This window comes from Pseudomonas sp. H2_A10 (assembly GCF_054680085.1).
On sequence record NZ_CP162821.1, the window covers coordinates 2236930 to 2255684 of the forward strand.

Sequence of the window (18755 nt, forward strand, 5' to 3'; positions counted from 1 at the left end):
GCGTGCAAAGGTAGCGCTATCTGCGTCTTGAGGTGTTTCATGAGTCAACCTGTTACCGCCCTGGTCATCATGGGCGTCGCCGGCTGCGGCAAGACCAGTGTCAGCGAGGCCCTGTGCCGGCTGAACGGCGCCACTGCCATTGAAGGCGACAGCTTTCACCCCGCCGCCAACATCGAAAAGATGAGCGCAGGCCACCCCCTCGACGACGACGACCGCGCCGGCTGGCTCGACATCCTCTGCGATGAACTGCGCCGCTCTCTTAAAGCCGGTGAACACCCGGTGCTCACCTGTTCAGCCCTGAAGAAGAAATACCGCGACCACCTGCGTGAAGCCGCGCCGGGCCTGGGTTTCGTCTTTTTGGAACTGACCCGTGAAGTGGCCTCGGACCGCGTGTCCCATCGCCCCGGCCATTTCATGCCGGCAAGCCTCATAGACAGCCAGTTCGCCACCCTTGAATCGCCCAAAGGCGAGCCGCTGACCCTGGCCCTCAACGCCAGCGAAGACAGCGTTGAGGCCCTGGCCGAGCAAACCAACGCCTGGTGGCTTCTGCACGGTTTTGAACGAACTGATTAATTTTTTGCCGGAAAAGATAGCGCTATCCCCGGCAGGAAATTCAACACCCGCTTTAATAACAACAACAAACAGGAGAGACCCCCATGTTTGGCATGTCCCACGAGTCGTACCTGCTGCTAGATGCAGTCGTCACCATCATCGGGTTGATCGTTCTGATCACCAAGTTCAAGGTTCACCCCTTTATTGCGTTGATCATCGCGGCCGGCTTCCTCGGCCTGACCTCGGGCATGCCCGTGGACAAGATCATCAAGGCGTTCCAGGACGGTTTTGGCGGGGTGCTCGGCTTTGTCGGCATCATCCTCGCGCTGGGCACCATGCTCGGCAAGATGATGGCCGAATCCGGCGGCGCCGATCAGATCGCCCAGACCCTGATCCGCGCTTTCGGCAAGGACAAGGTCCAGTGGGCCATGATGTTTGCCGCCTTCCTGGTGGGCATCCCGCTGTTCTTCGAGATCGGTTTTGTACTGCTGATCCCGCTGGTGTTTATTGTTGCGCGCCGCACCGGCGTGTCGTTGATCAAGATCGGCATCCCGCTGCTGGCCGGCCTGTCGGCGGTGCACGGCCTGGTGCCACCGCATCCGGGCCCGCTGCTGGCCATCGGCGTGTTTGGCGCGGACATCGGCAAGACCATCCTGTACGGCCTGATCGTCGCCCTGCCGACTGCCATCATTGCCGGCCCGATCTTCGGTACGTTCATCGCCAAGTACATCCCCGGCAACCCGTCCCAGGAGCTGGTCGACCAACTGGCCCGCGAGACCGATAACAAGTCGCTGCCAAGCTTCGGCATCACCCTGGTCACCGTGCTGTTGCCGGTGTTCCTGATGCTGCTCAAAACCTTCGCCGACATCGCGTTTGCCGAAGGCAACGTAGTGCGCAACTGGATGGACATGATCGGTCACCCGATCACCGCCTTGCTGCTGGCGCTGCTGCTGTCGCTGTATACCTTCGGCACTCGCCAGGGCATCCACGCCAAGCAGATCCTCAAGCTGCTCGACGCAAGCCTGGCGCCCACCGCCGCGATCATCCTGATCATCGGTGCCGGTGGTGGCTTCAAGCAGATGCTGGTGACCAGCGGCGTGGGTGACGTGATCGGCCATATGGCGGTGAACGCGCAGATCAACCCGATTCTGCTGGCGTGGCTGGTGGCGGCGGTGATCCGCGTGGCCACCGGTTCCGCGACCGTGGCGACCATCACTGGCGCGGGCATCGTGGTGCCGGTGGTAGGAATGATCCCAGGGGTTAACCGCGAATTGCTGGTGTTGGCGACGGGGGCGGGCTCGTTGATCTTGTCTCACGTCAACGATGCGGGATTCTGGCTGGTGAAGCAGTACTTCAACATGACCGTGGCAGAAACCTTCAAGACCTGGACGGCGATGGAGACCATCCTGTCCATCGTGGCACTGATCTTCATCATGCTGCTGTCGTTGGTGGTCTAACAGACACCCAATGAAACCGGGCTGATAACCCAATTAAAATGTGGGAGGGGGCTTGCTCCCACATTTTGACCGAGTCAGATTCAGGCTTTAGCGACTAGCCCATCCGCCCTGAACATCCCGCGAATCCCGCGTACCGCCTGGCGAATCCGGTCTTGGTTCTCGATCAGCGCAAAGCGCACATGATCATCCCCATACTCACCAAAGCCGATGCCCGGTGACACGCACACCTTGGCCTCCAGCAGCAGCTTCTTGGCAAATTCCAGCGAGCCCATGGCGGCGTACTGTTCGGGGATCTTGGCCCAGACGTACATCGACGCCTTCGGGTTCTCGACCATCCAACCCAGCTCATGCAGGCCCTTGACCAGCACATTGCGGCGCTGGCGGTATTGCTCGGCGATGTCTTTCACGCATTGCTGGTCGCCTTCCAATGCCGCAATCGCCGCCACCTGCAGCGGGGTGAAGGTGCCGTAGTCGTGGTAACTCTTGATGCGGGCCAGGGCGTTGACCAGTTCCGGGTTGCCCACCATAAAGCCGATGCGCCAGCCGGCCATGTTGTAGCTCTTGGACAGGGTGAAAAACTCCACCGCAACGTCCTTGGCGCCCGGCACCTGCATGATCGACGGGGCTTTCCAGCCGTCGTAGACGATATCGGCGTAGGCCAGGTCGTGGATCACCAGCACGTCGTATTGCTTGGCCAGCGCAATCACCCGTTCAAAGAAATCCAGCTCCACGCACTGCGCGGTGGGGTTGGACGGGAAGCCGAGAATCATCATCTTCGGCTTGGGGATCGAGCCGCGAATCGCCCGCTCCAGCTCGTCGAAGAAGTCCACGCCGGGCACCAGCGGCACCGAGCGCACTTGGGCGCCGGCAATCACCGCGCCGTAGATGTGAATCGGGTAGCTCGGGTTGGGCACCAGCACAGTGTCGCCCTGGTCCAGCGTGGCCAGCATCAAGTGCGCCAGGCCTTCTTTTGAACCAATGGTCACAATGGCTTCCGACTCGGGGTCGATGTCCACTTCATAGCGGTCTTTGTACCAGCGCGAAATCGCCCGGCGCAGCCGCGGAATACCTTTGGAGGTGGAGTAGCCGTGGGTGTCTTCACGCTGGGCCACTTGCACGAGTTTTTCGACGATGTGCGGCGGCGTGGCGCCGTCGGGGTTACCCATGCTCAAGTCGATGATGTCTTCGCCGCGCCGACGCGCAGCCATCTTCAGCTCGGCAGTGATGTTGAATACGTAAGGGGGGAGTCGATCGATGCGCGCAAAGCGGCGCGGCGAACCTTGTTCGGCCATTGTTGCCTCGAAGTACGTAAGCGCCCGGAACCGTCCGAGCGACGTCGGCCACTGCGGTGGCCTGCGGGGCAGACAATACGGTCCGTGATGGCCAGTTGTCTAGATGCGTAGGAAAATTTTCCGGTTGAAGCGCTGCGTGAAAATGCCCCTATACTCGATGCGGGTTTGTTCCCTCATAAGAAGGAGACTGTTCGTATGGATCAGCAGACAAGACAACCGCTGGAGCCACGCATGGAAGCAGGCAAGGCGCTGGTGATCGCCGGGGTACAAGGGCGTTATTCGAAGGCCACCGTCGGCGATATACCCAGGTTGTGGGAGTTGTTCGACACCTGCGTCAAAGACATCAAAAAGCGTGTCGGCGGTGTGACCTATGGGGTTTGCCATAACCCCCACCATGGCGAATTCGATTACATGGCCGGCGTGGAAGTCCCGGCTAAAAGCGCGGTGCCGAGCAACTTTGAAGTGATCGAAATTCCACCGCTCAACTATGCCGTGTTCCCGCATCACGGCCCGGTGCAGGCGTTGGAACAGACCTACGAGCGCATCATGTTCGAGTGGCTGCCGCACTCGGGCTACAAGGTGATGGGCGCGGATTTCGAGCGCTACAGCGCCGATTTTGATGCGCGCAAAGGCACGGGCACAGTGGAGATCTGGTTACCGGTTGGAGAGCGCGGCTGACTGCAATCATGCGGGTGCCGGCTTGCCGGCGCCTGCAGAGGCACCTCAGCCACCAAAGCTGCGTTGGTAAACCTCAGCGGATTGCCGTATGGCTTTCGCCACTTCAGGCGCTGACCGGCAGTAATCGTCTTCGCGCTTGAGCACGACTTCAAGCGTCTGGAGCAACGCCTGGATGCGTGTTTCAGGATTCTCGACTTCGCAGGTTTTGGCGAATTCGAGGATGCCAAGGCGCGAGGCGAACATTGATTTATTTCCGCTCAGGTCCAACGCCAGTGCATCCTCGGGGATGTAGGCCGTGGTGTTTACAATATCGTAGGCAGGTGCCAGTCGCGTATCCAACTGCACTGGATCGCTGTAGAGCACGCCGAAGTTTTTCAGATGTGCATCGCCATTACCCACGATGCAGCTCAGCGCCACGCTATCGAACAATTGATCGAGTGAGCTGCGTTGATGTGCCGGGGCGCAGAAAACGCGCACGGCCTTCGCGATGGCGGCGTAGCTCTTGCTGTATTTTTGCTCGGCAGACAGGTCCATCAGGGTGGTCATATCTTCAAAGCCCAACGGGTTGAGCTGCTCGTCTCGGTCAAAGCGTCGCATGACGAACAGTTTATGGTTCTTCGACAGGTAAAACGGCGGCACGGGAAGGCCTGCATCCCGTGCAATGGACATGCACAGGTACTCATTGATAGCCAACCCCGGAAACTCCTCGCGCCCGCTCTTGATAATCAGATCGTCTGTTTTCGAGGTGAATTTCTGCTCGGGTGTCTGTGGTTTTTCCGGCACCAGTACTTTGGGCTGCACACCAGAAATGCCTGCCCGCAAAATGTAGCGATCCATCAAGTCGGCGAACAAATCTTGCGCACCGTCCCAGGCGAGAATCTCGTCCAGGTTCTCGCCTGTGGTAGAGGGGCTGTTGCGTTGGAGTAATCCGTTCACTTGCTCGGAGGATACGAACACTCGGCCAATCGGCGCACTGCTGCCTGACAATGCCAGTAACAGCATGGGGTCGACCTTCATCATTTTGGCGAGGCGATTGCGCAATTGCTCCAGAACGTAGCCTTCCGGCAGGTTCATCTGGAAAATGGGATGAAGCTCTCTGCGACGGTACTCCTGCGTTCGAACAGGCATAGACAGGCTTACTGCGCTTTGTGCCTTTGCTGAGTCGCTGTATCGAAACAGATAGTCGTCAGCACTGAGCAACACACTACCGCTGTCTCCTTGAGGGGTACGCACATGGAGCGTTGGGCTATTCATCGAACAAATCCTCTAACTCCTCCAGCGTCGGCAGGGTCACGGGTACCAATTTGACCTCGCTGCCCAAGGCCGCCATCACCCGGGCGTAAGCATTCATGGAAACCGAGAGGCTTCCTTGTTCAATTTCAATCAGTTTCTGCCGGGTAATGCCCGCAAGCTTCGCCAGGTCGGCCTGTTTATAGCCCCGATTGAGGCGCATGGCGCGGATTTGATGACCGAGTCGTTGGGTAATAACCGAGGCGTCCATGTTACGTATTCGTTACTTTTGAAAGGTGAAGTCATATATACGTTACATTTCGGCAGTGTCAACGGTGGCCCGACCAAACACCCACCTCAACCTGCGCTCGTAGCCCACCCGCCCTTTATAGGCCTCGCCGCTGTCCACCCATCCGAGCCCCAGATACAAGCCCATCGCCGCCACATTGTCGGTATCCACCGACAACTCCAACGCCTTGATCTGCGGCCACGCCTCAAGCGCCGCCGCCGGCAATGCCTGCAGGCACGCCTTGCCGAACCCACGGCCCTGTTGCCGGCGATCCACCTGCAAGGCATGCAGCGTGGCGCTGTGTTCGTCGGCCCAGTGCGGCAGGCACGGCGGGCGCTTGAGCAACAGGAAGGCCACGGGGAAATCATCGGCCAGCAGCGCAAAGCCTTTGACGCCGGGGCTGGGTTTAGCCAACAGGCTATTGAGCGCGCAATACATGTCGCCGCAAAACGGTAACTGCTCGGGATGCACTTCGATGGCGCTGACGTGCTGTTGCTGTGTGGCTGTCAGCGCGGCGTAATCGACCAGGCGGGTGTGCATCGGGGTGTCCGAACGGCTGCAAGTAAGGCCGCAGTCTATCGGGTTTGGCGGGGTTGAAATTATTTTTCAACGGTCTGTCGATTGGCCCACGGCGCGTTCGACTAAGGGTGTCTTCCATGATTTTCCATCCCAGGAGTCAACACCATGAGCACTGCAATCAACACCCTGATCGAACACTGGAAACACGCCGTACTGGCCCGTGATATCGACAAAATTGTCAGCTATTACGCCGACGATATCGTCTCGTTCGACGCCGTTAGCGCCCTGCAATTCAAGGGCAAGGCCGCTTACCGCGAACACTGGAAGGCGTGCATGGAGCACTGCCCTGGCCCCGGTATTTTCGAGTTCCACGAACTGCGCATCGTGCAGGCCCAGGACAGCGCCTTTGCCCACTGGCTGGCCCATTGCGGCGGCGCCGGGCCGGATGGCGAGGTAAAGGCCTGCTGGATGCGCGTCACCGCCGGTTATCAGCGATTCAACGGCGAATGGAAAGTGGTGCATGAGCATTGGTCGGCCCCGTTCGATATGGCCACAGGCACCGCGCTGTTCGACCTGAAACCTTGAGCGTCGCGAACTATAGTCAATAGTCCGAAAACGGAGAACGCCATGAAATACCTGTGCCTGATCTACAGCAACGAACAGGTGCTGCACACCTCGCCCGACAGCCCTGCCGACCCGGAATGCCTCGCTTACGCCCAGGCCATCCAGGCCAGCGGGCGCATGCTTGCCGCCGAGCCGCTGGAGTCAGTGAGCACCGCCACCACCGTGCGCATGCGCAACGGCAAGCTGTCGATCACCGACGGGCCGTTTGCCGAAACCAAGGAGCAGCTCGCCGGCTTTTACCTGATCGAAGCCCGGGACCTCAACGAAGCGCTCCAGGTAGCCGGCGGCATCCCGGCTGCTCGGGTCGGCAGCGTGGAAGTGCGCCCGGTGCGCGAATTGAATCTCTGAGTACAACAATCCCAACAATCAGGAGGTTTTTCCCATGTTCCGACAACCTGCCGCGTTTGAACCGTCCATCAGCTGCTTGATCAATGCGCCAAGCCATGGGTTTTCATAATGGCCGGGGCCAGAGCCTCGACCGAAGGCATGCGCGATTGACGCCGCAGATCGAGGCGATCTACCGCAGTGAATCGCGGCGCGTGCTCGCCACGCTGATCCGCCTGCTGGGTGATTTCGACCTCGCCGAAGAAGCCCTCCACGAGGCGTTCTTCGTCGCGGTCGAACGCTGGCCGCAGGACGGCGTACCCAACAACCCCCGCGCCTGGCTGGTCTCCACCGGGCGCTTCAAGGCCATCGACCGCCTGCGCCGCCAGGCGCGGTTCACCCCGTTGTTGCAAGCGCAGGCCGACGAACTGGAAGCGGCCGACTGGAGCGTTGAAGACGTGCAAGACGATCGCCTGCGCCTGATCTTCACCTGTTGCCATCCCGCGCTGGCACCTGATGCCCAGGCGGCGCTGACCTTGCGCGAGATCTGCGACCTCACCACTGAAGAAATTGCCCATGCGTTTCTCGTCACGCCCACCACCATCGCCCAGCGCATCGTGCGCGCCAAGGGCAAGATCCGTGAGGCGAAAATCCCCTATCAAGTACCGTCCCTGGCCGAATTGCCCGAGCGCCTCGACAGCGTATTGCGCGTGATTTACCTGGTGTTCAATGAAGGCTATTCGGCGTCCATGGGCGCCGACCTCACCCGCGAAGCATTAACCGGCGAAGCCATTCGCCTGGCGCGCTTGCTCATGGAATTGCTGGCGGAACCGGAAGTGATGGGCCTGCTGGCGCTGATGCTGCTGCACGAATCTCGCCGCGCGGCGCGTACCTCGGCCAATGGCGAACTGGTGCTGTTGGATGAACAGGACCGTTCGTTGTGGGATGCGTCCCTGATTGCCGAAGGCTGCACGCTGGTGGAACGCGCGCTGACCACGCGGCGCTTCGGCCCCTACTGCCTGCAAGCGGCCATTGCGGCGGTGCATGCCGAGGCGCCGAGCGCAGGGCAAACGGACTGGCCGCAAATTGTCGGGCTTTACGATGTATTGCTCAGGGCCATGCCGTCGCCGGTGATCGAGTTGAACCGCGCGGTGGCACTGGCCATGCGTGATGGGCCGCTGGCGGGGTTGCAGCAGGTGGAAGCGATCCTGGCGCGCGGCGAATTGCTCGATTACCACTTGGCACACTCGGCGCGTGGGGAGTTCTGCCGGCGGTTGGGGCGGTGGGAAGACGCACGCCTGGCATACGAAAAAGCCCTGTCCCTGACCCAGCAGGTCCCGGAACAGCGCTTTCTTGACAGCCGCCTGGCTGAACTCAAATCGTCCATGCAATGAAGATCAAACTGTGGGAGGGGGCTTGCTCCCGATAGCGGTGGTTCAGCCAGCACATCGGATACTGTCACACCGCCATCGGGAGCAAGCCCCCTCCCACAGGTGATCTCAGTGTCAGCACCGGCAGTGCTCGTCACTCCAGCATCTTGCCCAACAACCAACTCCCCGCCGGCCCCGGCGCGTGGTGGCGCGACCACAGCGCATCCACCGCCACCGAACGCGGCCAACTGCGTGCGGTGAGTTCGACCAGTTGCCCGCCGCCAAACCGCTCTACCAGCCAGCGCGGAATCGGTGCCCAGCCGAAACCCAGTTGGGCCATCTCCATCAGCATCAGGTAACTGGGTGCCGACCAGACGCGCCCGGTGGCGCGGGTTTCATTCGGGTTGATGATGCTGGCCAGGCGCAATTCGCGGTGTTGTTGCAGGGCGTGTGCGGTGATGGACTTGAGCGCCGCCAACGGGTGTTTCGGCGACACGAACAACGCAATTTCCGTGCGCTCGTCCACGGTTGCGCAGGTCAGGTCCGGCGGGTAAACCGCCTGGTGCTCAATAAACGCAATCTGCGCCCGACCGCTCTGCACCAAGGCAATCAAGTCTTCGCATTCGGCGATCAGGCATTCCAGCTCAAGGTCCGGATAGCGCTGTTCAAATGCGCTGAGGGCGCACTCGAAACGGTCGGATTGGTAGGTATCGGACATGGCGATGGTCAGCTTCGGCTCCAGGCCCTGGGCCAACTGGCTCGCCGCCAGTTCCAGGCGGCTGCTGGCCTCCAGCACCTGCTCGGCGCGTTGCAGCAACACATGGCCGGCGGGGGTGAGGGCTGGTTTGCGGCTGCTGCGGTCGAACAGCACCACATCCAAGTCAATCTCCAGGCTGGCCACTGCCGCGCTGACGGTGGACTGGCTCTTGCCCAGTTTGCGCGCGGCTGCGGAAAACGAGCCTTGGGTCGCCGCCTGGACAAACGCCTGCAGCACTTCATGAGAGGCCATGACTATCGCCTTGATCGATGGTTATTGGTTATGAAGTATCGAGACAAGGGGTAATCATGGCAACCTTCCTCACTCACGGAGACCGGTCATGAGCCCTACCAAATCCATCGCTGAACGCGTGTGCCAAGCCATTGGTTTCGAAGCCTTGGCGTTGTTGATCTGTACGCCCTTGCTGGCGTGGATCATGGGCAAGCCGGCCCTGGAAATGGGCATGGTCACCCTGGCGATCAGCCTTATGGCGCTGACATGGAACGTGATTTTCAACGGCCTGTTCGACCGCCTCAAGGTGCGCCTGCAACTGGCCAACACCGCCTGGACCCGCGTGCTTCATGCGTTGCTGTTCGAAGGCGGGCTGATCCTGGTGTGCGTGCCGTTGATCGCGGCGTGGCTGAAGATCAGCCTGTTGCAGGCGTTTGTCCTCGACATCGGCATACTGCTGTTCTTCCTGCCGTATACCTATGTGTATCACTGGGGGTATGACGTGCTGCGCGAAAAGCTCCTACAAAAACATACCGCCCGAAGCCTCGATCCGTTGGCCGGTGATCCAGTGGCTGCCGTCGGCCAACAGGCTGGCGATGGCCCCGCCAATGTCATCCGGTAAACCGGCGCGGCCCAGCGCGGTGTTGTTGGCGACCATGGCATTCAGGCTGGCGTTGTCGCGCACGGCGCCGCCGCCGAAATCGGTCTCGATGGCGCCGGGTGCGAGGACGTTGACGCTGATGCCGCGCCCGCCCAATTCCTTGGCCTGGTAGCGGGTCAGCACTTCCATCGCGCCTTTCATCGCCGCATAGGCCGCGTAACCTGGCAGGCTGAAGCGCGCCAGGCCGCTGGAGACGTTAAGGATGCGCCCACCGTCGCGGATCAACGGCAGCAACTTCTGGGTCAGGAAGAAAGGGCCCTTGAATTGAATCGCCACCAGTTGATCGAACTGCTCCTCGGTGGTTTCAGCAAAGCTGGCGTGAATGCCGATACCGGCGTTATTGATCAGAAAGTCGAAGTGATCCTGTGCGAAAACTTCCTTGAGCACGCCGGCCACTTCACCGACGAAAGCGCCGAAGGTCGCGCTCTGGCTCACGTCCAGCTTGAGCATGGCGGCGCGGCCACCCAATTGTTCGATCTGCGCTACCAAGGCTTGTGCTTCGTCGGCCTTGCTGTGGTAAGTGCCGATGATGTCGACGCCTTGCGCCGCCAGATGCAGCGCGGCGTTCTTGCCCAGGCCACGGCTGGCGCCGGTGATGAGTGCGATTTTACGGGTCATGGTGCAGTCCTCTTCAGATGTGAGCGTGGGACCGAGTGTATTTGTCCGCTTATAACGTGATAAACAGAGCAGAACCGGAATCACTGGCCGGATAAGGCGAACAATCCATGAACAAGTTGGAGTTGCTGCGCACCTTTGTGCGCGTTACCGAACTGTCGAGTTTTACCCAGACCGGCGAGAGCCTGGGGCTGCCGCGCTCCACGGTGTCCGAGCATGTGCAGGCATTGGAAGAACTGCTCGGTGCGCGCCTGTTGCAACGCACCACGCGCAAGGTGCAAGCCACCCAGGACGGCCGCGTTTTGTATGAGCGCAGCAAGGATCTGCTGGCCCATATGGACGAGCTGGAAGGCCTGTTCCGCCAGGATGAAGCGCAGTTGGCCGGGCGCATCCGTGTGGACATGCCCAACGTGATGGCCCGCGATTTGATCTTGCCGCGCCTGCCGCAGTTCATGGCCGCGCACCCGCTGATCGAGCTGGAAATCAGCACCACCGACCGCCAGGTCGACCTGCTCGCCGAAGGGTTTGATTGCGTGTTGCGGGTCGGCGCGCAACCGGACCAGACGGTGGTGGCGCGGCTGCTGTGCAGCATGCCGATGATCAACTGTGTCAGCGCCGCCTACCTGCAACGCTTTGGTGTGCCGCAAACCCTGGCTGACTTGGCCGGCCACCACTTGGTGCACTACGTGCGACCGTTGGGTTCGCGCTCGGCGGGGTTCGAATACCTGCAAGGCAACAAAGTGCAACGTATCCCCATGGCTGGGCGTGTCACTGTCAGCAGCACCGATGCGTACAAGTCGGCGTGCCTGGGCGGCTTCGGGATTATCCAGGTGCCGGCCCTGGGCATCGGCGATGAGTTGGCCAGCGGCGAGCTGATCGCGGTACTGCCGCAGTACCCGGCGCCGCCCCTGGACGTGTCGTTACTCTACGCCGGGCAGCGGCATTTGCCATTGCGGGTGCGGGTGTTCATGGACTGGTTGGCGGCCATCGTGCAAACCCATCTTTAACGCCGCGCCGACAACTGCTGCGGCGCCAGGAACGCGTCGTGGAAGTAATCGCGCAGCGCCTGCATCGCCGGGGTAAACGCACGCTCGCGGTGCCAGGCCAGGCCGACGCTCATGGGCGTGACGGGGTCGGTGACGGTCAGGGTTTCGATGCGCTTGCCTTCCAGTGACCAGGGCCGGTGCACCAGGTCTGACAGGATCGCCACGCCGCTGCCGTTGGCGACCATGCTGCGCACCGCCTCCACCGAACTGGTGCGCAGCCGCACCTTGGGTGTCTGCCCGGTCTGTTCCCAGTAGCGCATGGCGCTGTGTTCGGCTTCATCCACGGTGAGCAGGATGTAGGGGTGCCGGGCCACCTCGGCCAGGCTGACGCTGGCGTGTTCGCACAGTGGGTGATGGCTGGGCAGCCACAGGCGCCGTTCCGAGTTAAACAGGATTTCGGAGACGATATCGGGGTGGGTCAGGTTGGCAGTGAGCACCACGGCCATGTCGAACTGGCCGTTGAGCAAGCCCTGTTCGATGGCCTGGCGCTCCTGCTCGAACACCTCGATGGTCACGTCCGGATGCCAATGCTCCAGGCGCTGCAAGTGGTGGGGCAGGAAGTAACCGAGCACCGTGTAACTGGCGGCCAGGCGCAGTACGCCGCTGGCGCGATGGTCGGGCAGGGGGCTGTTCAACGCATCGTCGACACTGCGCGCAATCACATAGGCGCGGTTGAGAAAATGCCGCCCGGCGTCGGTCAGGTTCATGCCCTGGGCCGAGCGCACAAACAGCTGCACGCCGAGCATCGCCTCCAGCTCCTTGATCGCCGTGGTCACCGCCGACTGGGAGATATTCAGGTGAATCGCCGCCTGGGAGATCTGGCCGATCTCGGCGGTGGCGATGAAGTAACGCACTTGGCGCAAGGTCAGGGACATCATCGCTCCCAGCATCGGGTTATCTGTTTTTCAGAAGAAGGGCCATCTGATAATAGATCTTCCCAAGGGGTCAAGCCGCGCCTACTTTTCCAGCATCACCTTGGCGGAGCGACCTTGATGCAGGCAGTGGATTTCAACTCGGACATGGGCGAAGGCTTCGGCCCCTGGACCATCGGCGATGGTGTCGATGCAGAACTGATGGCCTATATCAGCTCGGCCAATATCGCCACCGGCTTCCATGCCGGCGACCCCGGCACCATGCGCCGTACCGTCGAACGCGCCAAGCAACTGGGCGTGGCCATCGGCGCGCACCCAGGCTTTCGCGACCTGGTGGGGTTTGGCCGCAGGCACATCAATGCGCCGGCCCAGGAATTGGTGGACGACATGCTCTACCAACTGGGCGCCCTGCGTGAAATTGCCCGTGCCCAGGGCGTCAGCCTGCAACACATCAAGCCCCACGGCGCGCTCTACATGCACTTGGCCCGCGACGAAGAAGCCGCGCGACTGCTGGTGCAAAACCTGCAAGTCGTCGAGCCGACGCTGCTGCTGTACTGCATGCCCAACTCGGTGATCTGGCAGGTGGCCAAGGAGCTTGGGCACCCGGTGGTGCGCGAGTTTTATGCCGATCGTGAATATGATCTGAGCGGCTCCATTGTGTTCACCCGTAAGGTCCGGGCGTTGGACCCCGCAACGGTCGCGGCACGTGTGCTGCGGGCTTGCCAGACCGGGCTGGTGCGAACCGTGGAAGGCGAAGACCTGGTTATCGAGTTCGATTCGATCTGCCTGCACAGCGACACCCCCGGTGCGCTGGAACTGGTGGAAGCCACCCGCGAAGCGTTGGACCAAGCGGGGATTGCGGTGTGCAACGCGGCTTGTGTCATCGGGCAGGCCCGCTCATTCCACCCGAGGAACACCCATGGCTGAAACGTCGCCCATCCGCTACAGCTTCGGCGGTGATGAACACCTGTTTGCCGAGGTCAGCGACAGCATGTCGCTGGAGGCGTTTTTCAAGGGCATGGCCGTGACCCGCGCGGTGGAGCGCCTGGCGCTGGACGGTGTGCTGGATGTGTGCCTGGCCAACGCCTCGTTCCAGGTCCGCTTCGACCCCGACCGCATCGCGCCTCATGTGCTGCTCGACGCCGTGCAAAGCGCCGAAGCCCAGGCCGTGGCCGAACGCCGTCTGCACACGCGCATCATCGAAATCCCGGTGCTCTACAACGACCCCTGGACCTTGGAGACCTTGATGCGTTTTCGCGACCGCCATCAAGACCCCAGCGGTACCGACCTGGAGTACGCCGCACGCATCAATGGCCTGGCCGATGTGGACGCGTTTATCGCCGCCCACAGCGGTGCGCCGTGGTTTGTGTCGATGGTCGGGTTTGTTGCGGGTCTGCCGTTCATGTTCCAGATGGTCGAGCGCGCGCGGCAATTGCAGGTGCCCAAGTACCTGCGCCCACGCACCGACACACCGAAACTCACCCTGGGGCACGGCGGTTGTTTCGGTTGTATCTACTCGGTGCGCGGCGCCGGCGGTTACCAGATGTTCGGCGTGACCCCGGCACCGATCTATGACCCGGCGCAGCAGTTGGCCTACCTCAAGGAACATATGGTGTTCTTCCGCCCCGGTGACATCGTGCAGTTCAAACCGATTGACCGCGAAGCCTACGACCGGGCCCTCGCCGAGGTGGACGCGGGACGTTTCGACCTGCGTATCCGCCCGGTGGAGTTTTCCCTCGATGCGTTCCTCGCCGACCCGATCGGTTATCCGAAAACCCTGCAGGAGGCGTTGGCATGATCAAAGTGCTCAAGCCCGGTCTCGCCACCTCCGTGCAGGACCTTGGGCGCGAAGGTTATTACCACTTGGGCATCCCGCCTTCGGGCGCGCTGGACCAATATGCGTTGAGCGCGGCCAACCATCTGGTGGGCAACCCACTCGGCGCGGCGGGCCTGGAGTGCACGTTGATCGGGCCTGAGTTGGCGTTCCGGCAGGATGCGTTAGTGGCGTTAAGCGGCGCATTGATGTCGCCGCGTCTGGACGGTGAAGTGGTGCACCAGGACACCGCCTTTCACGTGCGCGCGGGGCAGGTATTGCGCTTCGAATTTCCCCAGGTCGGTGCGCGCACGTACCTTGCGGTGGCCGGTGGCATCGACGTGCCGCAGGTGCTCGGCAGCCGCTCCACTTATACCCTCGGCGCACTGGGTGGGTTTCACGGGCGGCGTTTGCAGGAGGGCGACGAACTGCCCATCGGCGTGGCGAGCGGGCAGGGCCGGGCGGGTAACAGCCTGCCGATGGCTTTGCGCCGCTCGGTGGGCGGCGACATTACCCTGCGCGTGGTGCCCGGTCTGTATTACGAACGCCTGATGGATACGGCCAAACACAGCTTTTTTGCCGAGCCGTGGACAGTCGGCTCCGAAGCCGACCGCATCGGCTATCGCTTCAAGGGCGGCAGCGCGTTGAGCTTCCAGCCACGGGAGCAGCCATTTGGTGCGGGCTCGGACCCTTCGAATATCGTCGACAGTTGCTACCCCATCGGCTCGATCCAGGTGCCGGCGGGGCTGGAACCGATCGTGTTGCATCGCGATGCGGTGTCGGGCGGCGGCTACGCAATGATCGGCACGGTGATCAGTGCCGACCTGGATTTGATCGGGCAGATGCAGCCGAACCAGCGGGCGGGGTTTGTGGCGGTGACGCTGGAGGAAGCGTTGGAGGCGCGGCGGGTGTACAAAAAACGGCTGAAGGCGATGGCTGCACTCTTTAGTCACTGACACCGCACGGTACTCATGTGGAAGGGAGCAAGCCCCCTTCCACATTCAAGCGATGGTGTGTCAGAAAAGCTTGGTGAACAGCCAGTAGAGGCTGCCCGACAGAAGAATCGCTGCCGGCAATGTCAACACCCAGGCCATCAACAGATTGCGGATGGTCCGCATCTGCAACCCACCGCCATTGGCCACCATGGTGCCCGCCACACCGGACGACAACACATGGGTGGTCGATACCGGCAACCCATACATATCCGCCGCGCCGATGGTCAGCATCGCCACGGTTTCCGCCGAGGCGCCCTGGGCGTAGGTCATGTGGGTCTTGCCGATTTTTTCGCCGACGGTGACCACGATGCGCTTCCAGCCGACCATGGTGCCCAGGCCCAATGCGATGGCCACGGCGATCTTGACCCACAGCGGAATAAAGCGCGTGGAGTTATCGATCTGTTGCTTGAACAGTTGCAGCTTGCCTTGGGTGTCGGCGTCAAAATTGCCGACTTTGCCCTTGTCCATCAAGCGGATGGTTTCGCTGGTCAGGTACATGTCGTTACGTACGTTACCCACCGCTTCGGCGGGGACCTTGGCCAGGGAGCCGTAGCCTTTTACCTCTTCGCCGATATGCCCGGTGAGGGCCGCCAGGGCCGGTACCAGTTGCGGGGTGGCTTCCTTGGTGCGCACGTAGGTCGACAGGATCGGCCGTGGGTCAGCCGCCAGTGCCTGCGGCGCGGTTTTCATCAAGGCCACCTGGGTGACTTCCGCCACCGCCGCAAACTGCAACGATTGCTCGGCCGGCATCGTGCGGTTCAGTGCGTAGGCCATCGGCAGGGTGCCGACCAGGATCAACATGATCAGCCCCATGCCTTTTTGCCCGTCGTTGGAACCGTGGGCGAACGACACACCGGTGCAGGTGGCGATCAGCATGCCGCGAATCCACCATGGCGGCGGGGTGTCACCTTTGGGGGCCTTGTACAGCGCGCGGTTTTTCACGAAGGCGCGCAGGGCCAGCAACAGCAATGCGGCAAACGCGAAGCCGATCAGTGGCGACAGGAGCAGCGCGTAACCGATCTTGATCGCCTGGCTCCAGTCCACACCGCTGGTGCCGTCACGCCCGTGCATCAGGGCATTGGCCACGCCCACGCCGATGATCGAACCGATCAGTGTATGGGACGACGACGCCGGCAGGCCCAGCCACCAGGTACCCAGGTTCCACAGGATCGCGGCGATCAGCAGCGCAAAAATCATTGCGAAGCCGGCCGAGGAGCCCACCTGCAAAATCAGCTCGACGGGCAGCAGGGCGATGATGCCGAAGGCCACCGCGCCGCTGGACAGCAGCACCCCGAGGAAATTGAAGAAACCCGACCACACCACCGCGAAATGCGGCGGCAGCGAGTTGGTGTAGATCACCGTCGCCACCGCGTTGGCGGTGTCGTGGAAGCCATTGACGAACTCAAAGCCGAGGGCGATCAGCAGCGCCACGCCCAGCAGCAGGAACGGCGTCCAGGTGGTGACCACCGTGCCCAGCTCCCTCATGTCGTGCATCAGGCTGTAGGCGGTGAACAGCAGGCCCATGGCGAGCACGGCGAAGAAAATGATCACCGTCACCAGGCCGGGTTTCTTGTCCAGCCTGGGTTTGGGGTTGGCAGTCGAGGTGTGTGTGGAAGCAGTCAGGGAAGGGGTGGCCATGCCGGAGCATCCAGGTAATGAAGGATGTCGTTCATAGTCATTGCAGAATGTTACAGAGATGCTGCGATAAGTCACTGTTTGTGAAATTGGCTATGCCGCTCGTCTACAACACCCCGTAGAGCCCTGCGATCTACCCCTTCCCACAGCCGGTCGCCTTTCAATTCGAGAATTTGCGAAAGGCCCAGCGCCCCGCGATCAGCGTGAATGTCGCGACCAGCGCCACCAGAATCCAGAACCCCTCGGGGTCTTGTGAAAGCGGTACACCGCCCACGTTCATGCCAAAGAAACCGGCGATGATGTTGATCGGCAACGCCAGCACCGTGACCACCGTGAGGGTGAACAACGTGCGGTTGCTTTGCTCGTTGAGGTTGGCGGCGATCTCTTCCTGCAATAACTTGATTCGTTCGCCCAAGGCCGTCAGGTCGTTGATGACCAGCGCAAACTCCTCGGTAGATTTGCGCAGTTCCTTGACGTCTTCCTTTTGCAGCCATTGCGGTGGACGGTTGAGCAGGCGCAGCAGCGACCCCGGCTCCAGCGCCAGCAGGCGCTGCAGGCGCACCAGCACGCGGCGCGCGGCGCCCAATTCAGCGCGGTTGGTGGACAGGCGCGAGGACAGCAACTGGTCTTCGATATGGTCGACGCTGAGGCTGGTCTTGCGCACGATCTGCGTGAGTACTTCGCCCTGGTCGCGCAGCAAATGCACCAGCAACTCCAGGGGCGAGCGAAAGCGCTCACCGGCCTTTACCGATGAGCGCAGTTTGTCCACCGAGTGCAGCGGTTGCAGGCGCGCGCTGACCAGCAGGCGGCTGCGGGCGCATACCCACAGCGTGGAAATGTCCGACGAAACCAAACTGCTGAAGTTGAACACCACGTCGTTGACCACCGCCAACAAGGCCGAGTCGACGTGCTCGATCCGCGTGGAGCGCGAGCCCTCGTGCAGGGCTTCGAAGAACTCTTCGGGCAATTGCAGGTGCGTCTGCATCCAGCGCTCACAGGCGGCGTGGGCCAGGTTCAGGTGCAGCCACAAAAACTCTTCGGGGTCTTGAGGGCTTGTCAGCGCCGCCAGCGCAGCGGCTGAATCAATCTGTTCCGCCTTTTCACCTGGGCGAAAACGAAAACCGTAAAGCAAGCCAAACAGATCGGAGTCCTGATGGCTGTGGTCAATGCTGTGGTTCATGGAGGCTCGCAGAGAAAGCGCCTGTAGGACGTTTCACAGGATCGCGTAGGCGAATCATTGCAAGGCGGTATGACGGTTATGTGACGGTTTAGCGGCGCCCATAAAAAAACCGCGCCACCCGAAGGTGGCGCGGTTTTACAGCGGGGTGACTCAAGTGTCTTGCTTGTTTTCGAGTACGGCGCCGGTCTTGGCGTCGAGCTTGACTTCAAACTTCTTGCCCGCCGTGTCAGTCAGGTCGACTTCGTACACATATTCATTGGCTACACCGTGTTTGGTGTCCAGTTCGGTATCGGTAATCGTCGCCCCTGGGTGGGTGGCTACGGCGGCTGCGTTGAGTTTGTCGAACTGCATGACGGCGCCGGATTTGACCAAGCCTTCGATGTGGTCCGGACGAACATCAGCCTGGGCCAGGCCGGCAGTCAGAGTCAGGGCCGCGGCGGCGAACAAAGTGGTCATGGTTTTCATGGTGTGTCCTTCTGGGGGTGAGCTGTTTAAGTGGGATCAGGTTATCCCGCGCAACTTAATTCACGCTTAATTATGTCAAGTGGTTGCGCAGTTTGTTCAATCCACCCGCCGCCGACACTTTCATGCTGGGGCTCACTTGGAAGGAGACTC

At 61.3% G+C, this 18755-nt stretch carries 21 protein-coding genes; 11 read left to right on the plus strand and 10 right to left on the minus strand.

Features of this window, described 5'->3' with window-relative positions:
* Nucleotides 1-39: 39 nt before the first annotated feature.
* Together AB4O23_RS10340 and AB4O23_RS10345 are read left to right on the plus strand one after the other, a co-directional pair.
* Nucleotides 40-573: a gluconokinase gene (locus AB4O23_RS10340; protein WP_017529128.1), complete on the plus strand. Its 534-nt coding sequence runs from the start codon at nucleotides 40-42 to the stop codon at nucleotides 571-573.
* An 83-nt stretch (nucleotides 574-656) separates the two neighbouring features.
* The gene (locus AB4O23_RS10345) at nucleotides 657-2009 is read left to right on the plus strand and encodes a GntP family permease (protein ID WP_017529127.1); all 1353 of its coding nucleotides are present in this window, start codon (nucleotides 657-659) and stop codon (nucleotides 2007-2009) included.
* 80 nt (nucleotides 2010-2089) lie between these two features.
* Here AB4O23_RS10345 and alaC read toward each other — a convergent pair whose 3' ends face one another.
* Nucleotides 2090-3301 carry an alanine transaminase gene (gene alaC / locus AB4O23_RS10350; RefSeq protein WP_017529126.1) on the minus strand — a complete coding sequence of 404 codons (1212 nt, stop codon included), beginning with the start codon at nucleotides 3299-3301 and terminating at the stop codon, nucleotides 2090-2092.
* 195 nt (nucleotides 3302-3496) lie between these two features.
* On the opposite strand from alaC, the gene AB4O23_RS10355 reads away from it, so the two are divergent.
* Nucleotides 3497-3979, plus strand: a complete 483-nt coding sequence (locus AB4O23_RS10355; RefSeq protein ID WP_017529125.1) for a GyrI-like domain-containing protein — start codon at nucleotides 3497-3499, stop codon at nucleotides 3977-3979.
* A gap of 45 nt (nucleotides 3980-4024) precedes the next feature.
* On the opposite strand, the gene AB4O23_RS10360 is transcribed toward AB4O23_RS10355, so the two are convergent.
* From AB4O23_RS10360 to AB4O23_RS10370, 3 genes are read right to left on the minus strand one after another with little or no spacing between them, the layout of a single operon-like run.
* Nucleotides 4025-5233, minus strand: a complete 1209-nt coding sequence (locus AB4O23_RS10360) for a type II toxin-antitoxin system HipA family toxin (protein ID WP_460116869.1) — start codon at nucleotides 5231-5233, stop codon at nucleotides 4025-4027.
* Nucleotides 5226-5480 carry a helix-turn-helix domain-containing protein gene (locus AB4O23_RS10365; RefSeq protein ID WP_017529124.1) on the minus strand — a complete coding sequence of 85 codons (255 nt, stop codon included), beginning with the start codon at nucleotides 5478-5480 and terminating at the stop codon, nucleotides 5226-5228. The genes AB4O23_RS10360 and AB4O23_RS10365 overlap by 8 nt, the downstream gene beginning before the upstream one ends.
* A 42-nt stretch (nucleotides 5481-5522) precedes the next feature.
* Entirely contained in the window at nucleotides 5523-6038 is a 516-nt protein-coding gene (locus AB4O23_RS10370; RefSeq protein ID WP_017529123.1) for a GNAT family N-acetyltransferase, read from the minus strand.
* 144 nt (nucleotides 6039-6182) lie between these two features.
* On the opposite strand from AB4O23_RS10370, the gene AB4O23_RS10375 reads away from it, so the two are divergent.
* The 3 genes from AB4O23_RS10375 (at nucleotide 6183) to AB4O23_RS10385 (ending at nucleotide 8359) form a co-directional block, all read left to right on the plus strand.
* Nucleotides 6183-6602 (plus strand): YybH family protein, encoded by a 420-nt coding sequence (locus tag AB4O23_RS10375; RefSeq protein WP_017529122.1) that lies wholly within the window; start codon nucleotides 6183-6185, stop codon nucleotides 6600-6602.
* A gap of 42 nt (nucleotides 6603-6644) precedes the next feature.
* Nucleotides 6645-6989: a YciI family protein gene (locus AB4O23_RS10380; RefSeq protein WP_017529121.1), complete on the plus strand. Its 345-nt coding sequence runs from the start codon at nucleotides 6645-6647 to the stop codon at nucleotides 6987-6989.
* A gap of 146 nt (nucleotides 6990-7135) precedes the next feature.
* A complete protein-coding gene (locus AB4O23_RS10385) occupies nucleotides 7136-8359 on the plus strand; it encodes an RNA polymerase sigma factor (RefSeq protein ID WP_017529120.1) in 1224 nt (407 codons plus the stop codon).
* 130 nt (nucleotides 8360-8489) lie between these two features.
* Here AB4O23_RS10385 and AB4O23_RS10390 read toward each other — a convergent pair whose 3' ends face one another.
* Nucleotides 8490-9344 carry a LysR family transcriptional regulator gene (locus AB4O23_RS10390; RefSeq protein ID WP_065876705.1) on the minus strand — a complete coding sequence of 285 codons (855 nt, stop codon included), beginning with the start codon at nucleotides 9342-9344 and terminating at the stop codon, nucleotides 8490-8492.
* 88 nt (nucleotides 9345-9432) lie between these two features.
* Here AB4O23_RS10390 and AB4O23_RS10395 point away from each other — a divergent pair, with 88 nt between their 5' ends.
* Nucleotides 9433-9945: a multidrug/biocide efflux PACE transporter gene (locus AB4O23_RS10395; RefSeq protein ID WP_065876706.1), complete on the plus strand. Its 513-nt coding sequence runs from the start codon at nucleotides 9433-9435 to the stop codon at nucleotides 9943-9945.
* On the opposite strand, the gene AB4O23_RS10400 is transcribed toward AB4O23_RS10395, so the two are convergent.
* The gene (locus tag AB4O23_RS10400; RefSeq protein WP_017529117.1) at nucleotides 9844-10602 is read right to left on the minus strand and encodes an SDR family NAD(P)-dependent oxidoreductase; all 759 of its coding nucleotides are present in this window, start codon (nucleotides 10600-10602) and stop codon (nucleotides 9844-9846) included. The genes AB4O23_RS10395 and AB4O23_RS10400 overlap by 102 nt on opposite strands.
* Nucleotides 10603-10709: 107 nt before the next feature.
* On the opposite strand from AB4O23_RS10400, the gene AB4O23_RS10405 reads away from it, so the two are divergent.
* Nucleotides 10710-11606: a LysR family transcriptional regulator gene (locus tag AB4O23_RS10405; protein ID WP_460063057.1), complete on the plus strand. Its 897-nt coding sequence runs from the start codon at nucleotides 10710-10712 to the stop codon at nucleotides 11604-11606.
* On the opposite strand, the gene AB4O23_RS10410 is transcribed toward AB4O23_RS10405, so the two are convergent.
* Nucleotides 11603-12520, minus strand: a complete 918-nt coding sequence (locus AB4O23_RS10410; protein ID WP_460150470.1) for a LysR family transcriptional regulator — start codon at nucleotides 12518-12520, stop codon at nucleotides 11603-11605. The two genes, AB4O23_RS10405 and AB4O23_RS10410, sit on opposite strands and share 4 nt — an antisense overlap.
* A 117-nt stretch (nucleotides 12521-12637) precedes the next feature.
* On the opposite strand from AB4O23_RS10410, the gene AB4O23_RS10415 reads away from it, so the two are divergent.
* From AB4O23_RS10415 to AB4O23_RS10425, 3 genes are read left to right on the plus strand one after another with little or no spacing between them, the layout of a single operon-like run.
* On the plus strand, nucleotides 12638-13444 hold the full coding sequence (locus AB4O23_RS10415) for a 5-oxoprolinase subunit PxpA (RefSeq protein ID WP_223495919.1): 807 nt from the start codon (nucleotides 12638-12640) through the stop codon (nucleotides 13442-13444).
* A complete protein-coding gene (locus tag AB4O23_RS10420) occupies nucleotides 13437-14315 on the plus strand; it encodes a 5-oxoprolinase subunit B family protein (RefSeq protein ID WP_065876708.1) in 879 nt (292 codons plus the stop codon). Before AB4O23_RS10415 ends, AB4O23_RS10420 begins: the two co-directional genes overlap by 8 nt.
* Nucleotides 14312-15286, plus strand: coding sequence for a 5-oxoprolinase subunit C family protein (locus AB4O23_RS10425; protein WP_460063060.1), 975 nt, complete (start codon nucleotides 14312-14314; stop codon nucleotides 15284-15286). Before AB4O23_RS10420 ends, AB4O23_RS10425 begins: the two co-directional genes overlap by 4 nt.
* A gap of 60 nt (nucleotides 15287-15346) precedes the next feature.
* On the opposite strand, the gene AB4O23_RS10430 is transcribed toward AB4O23_RS10425, so the two are convergent.
* The 3 genes from AB4O23_RS10430 to AB4O23_RS10440 form a co-directional block, all read right to left on the minus strand.
* The gene (locus AB4O23_RS10430; RefSeq protein WP_065876709.1) at nucleotides 15347-16963 is read right to left on the minus strand and encodes an inorganic phosphate transporter; all 1617 of its coding nucleotides are present in this window, start codon (nucleotides 16961-16963) and stop codon (nucleotides 15347-15349) included.
* A gap of 157 nt (nucleotides 16964-17120) precedes the next feature.
* The gene (locus AB4O23_RS10435; RefSeq protein WP_017529110.1) at nucleotides 17121-18140 is read right to left on the minus strand and encodes a transporter; all 1020 of its coding nucleotides are present in this window, start codon (nucleotides 18138-18140) and stop codon (nucleotides 17121-17123) included.
* Nucleotides 18141-18290: 150 nt separating this feature from the next.
* A complete protein-coding gene (locus tag AB4O23_RS10440; RefSeq protein ID WP_065876710.1) occupies nucleotides 18291-18605 on the minus strand; it encodes a PepSY domain-containing protein in 315 nt (104 codons plus the stop codon).
* Between the last annotated feature and the right edge of the window lie 150 nt (nucleotides 18606-18755).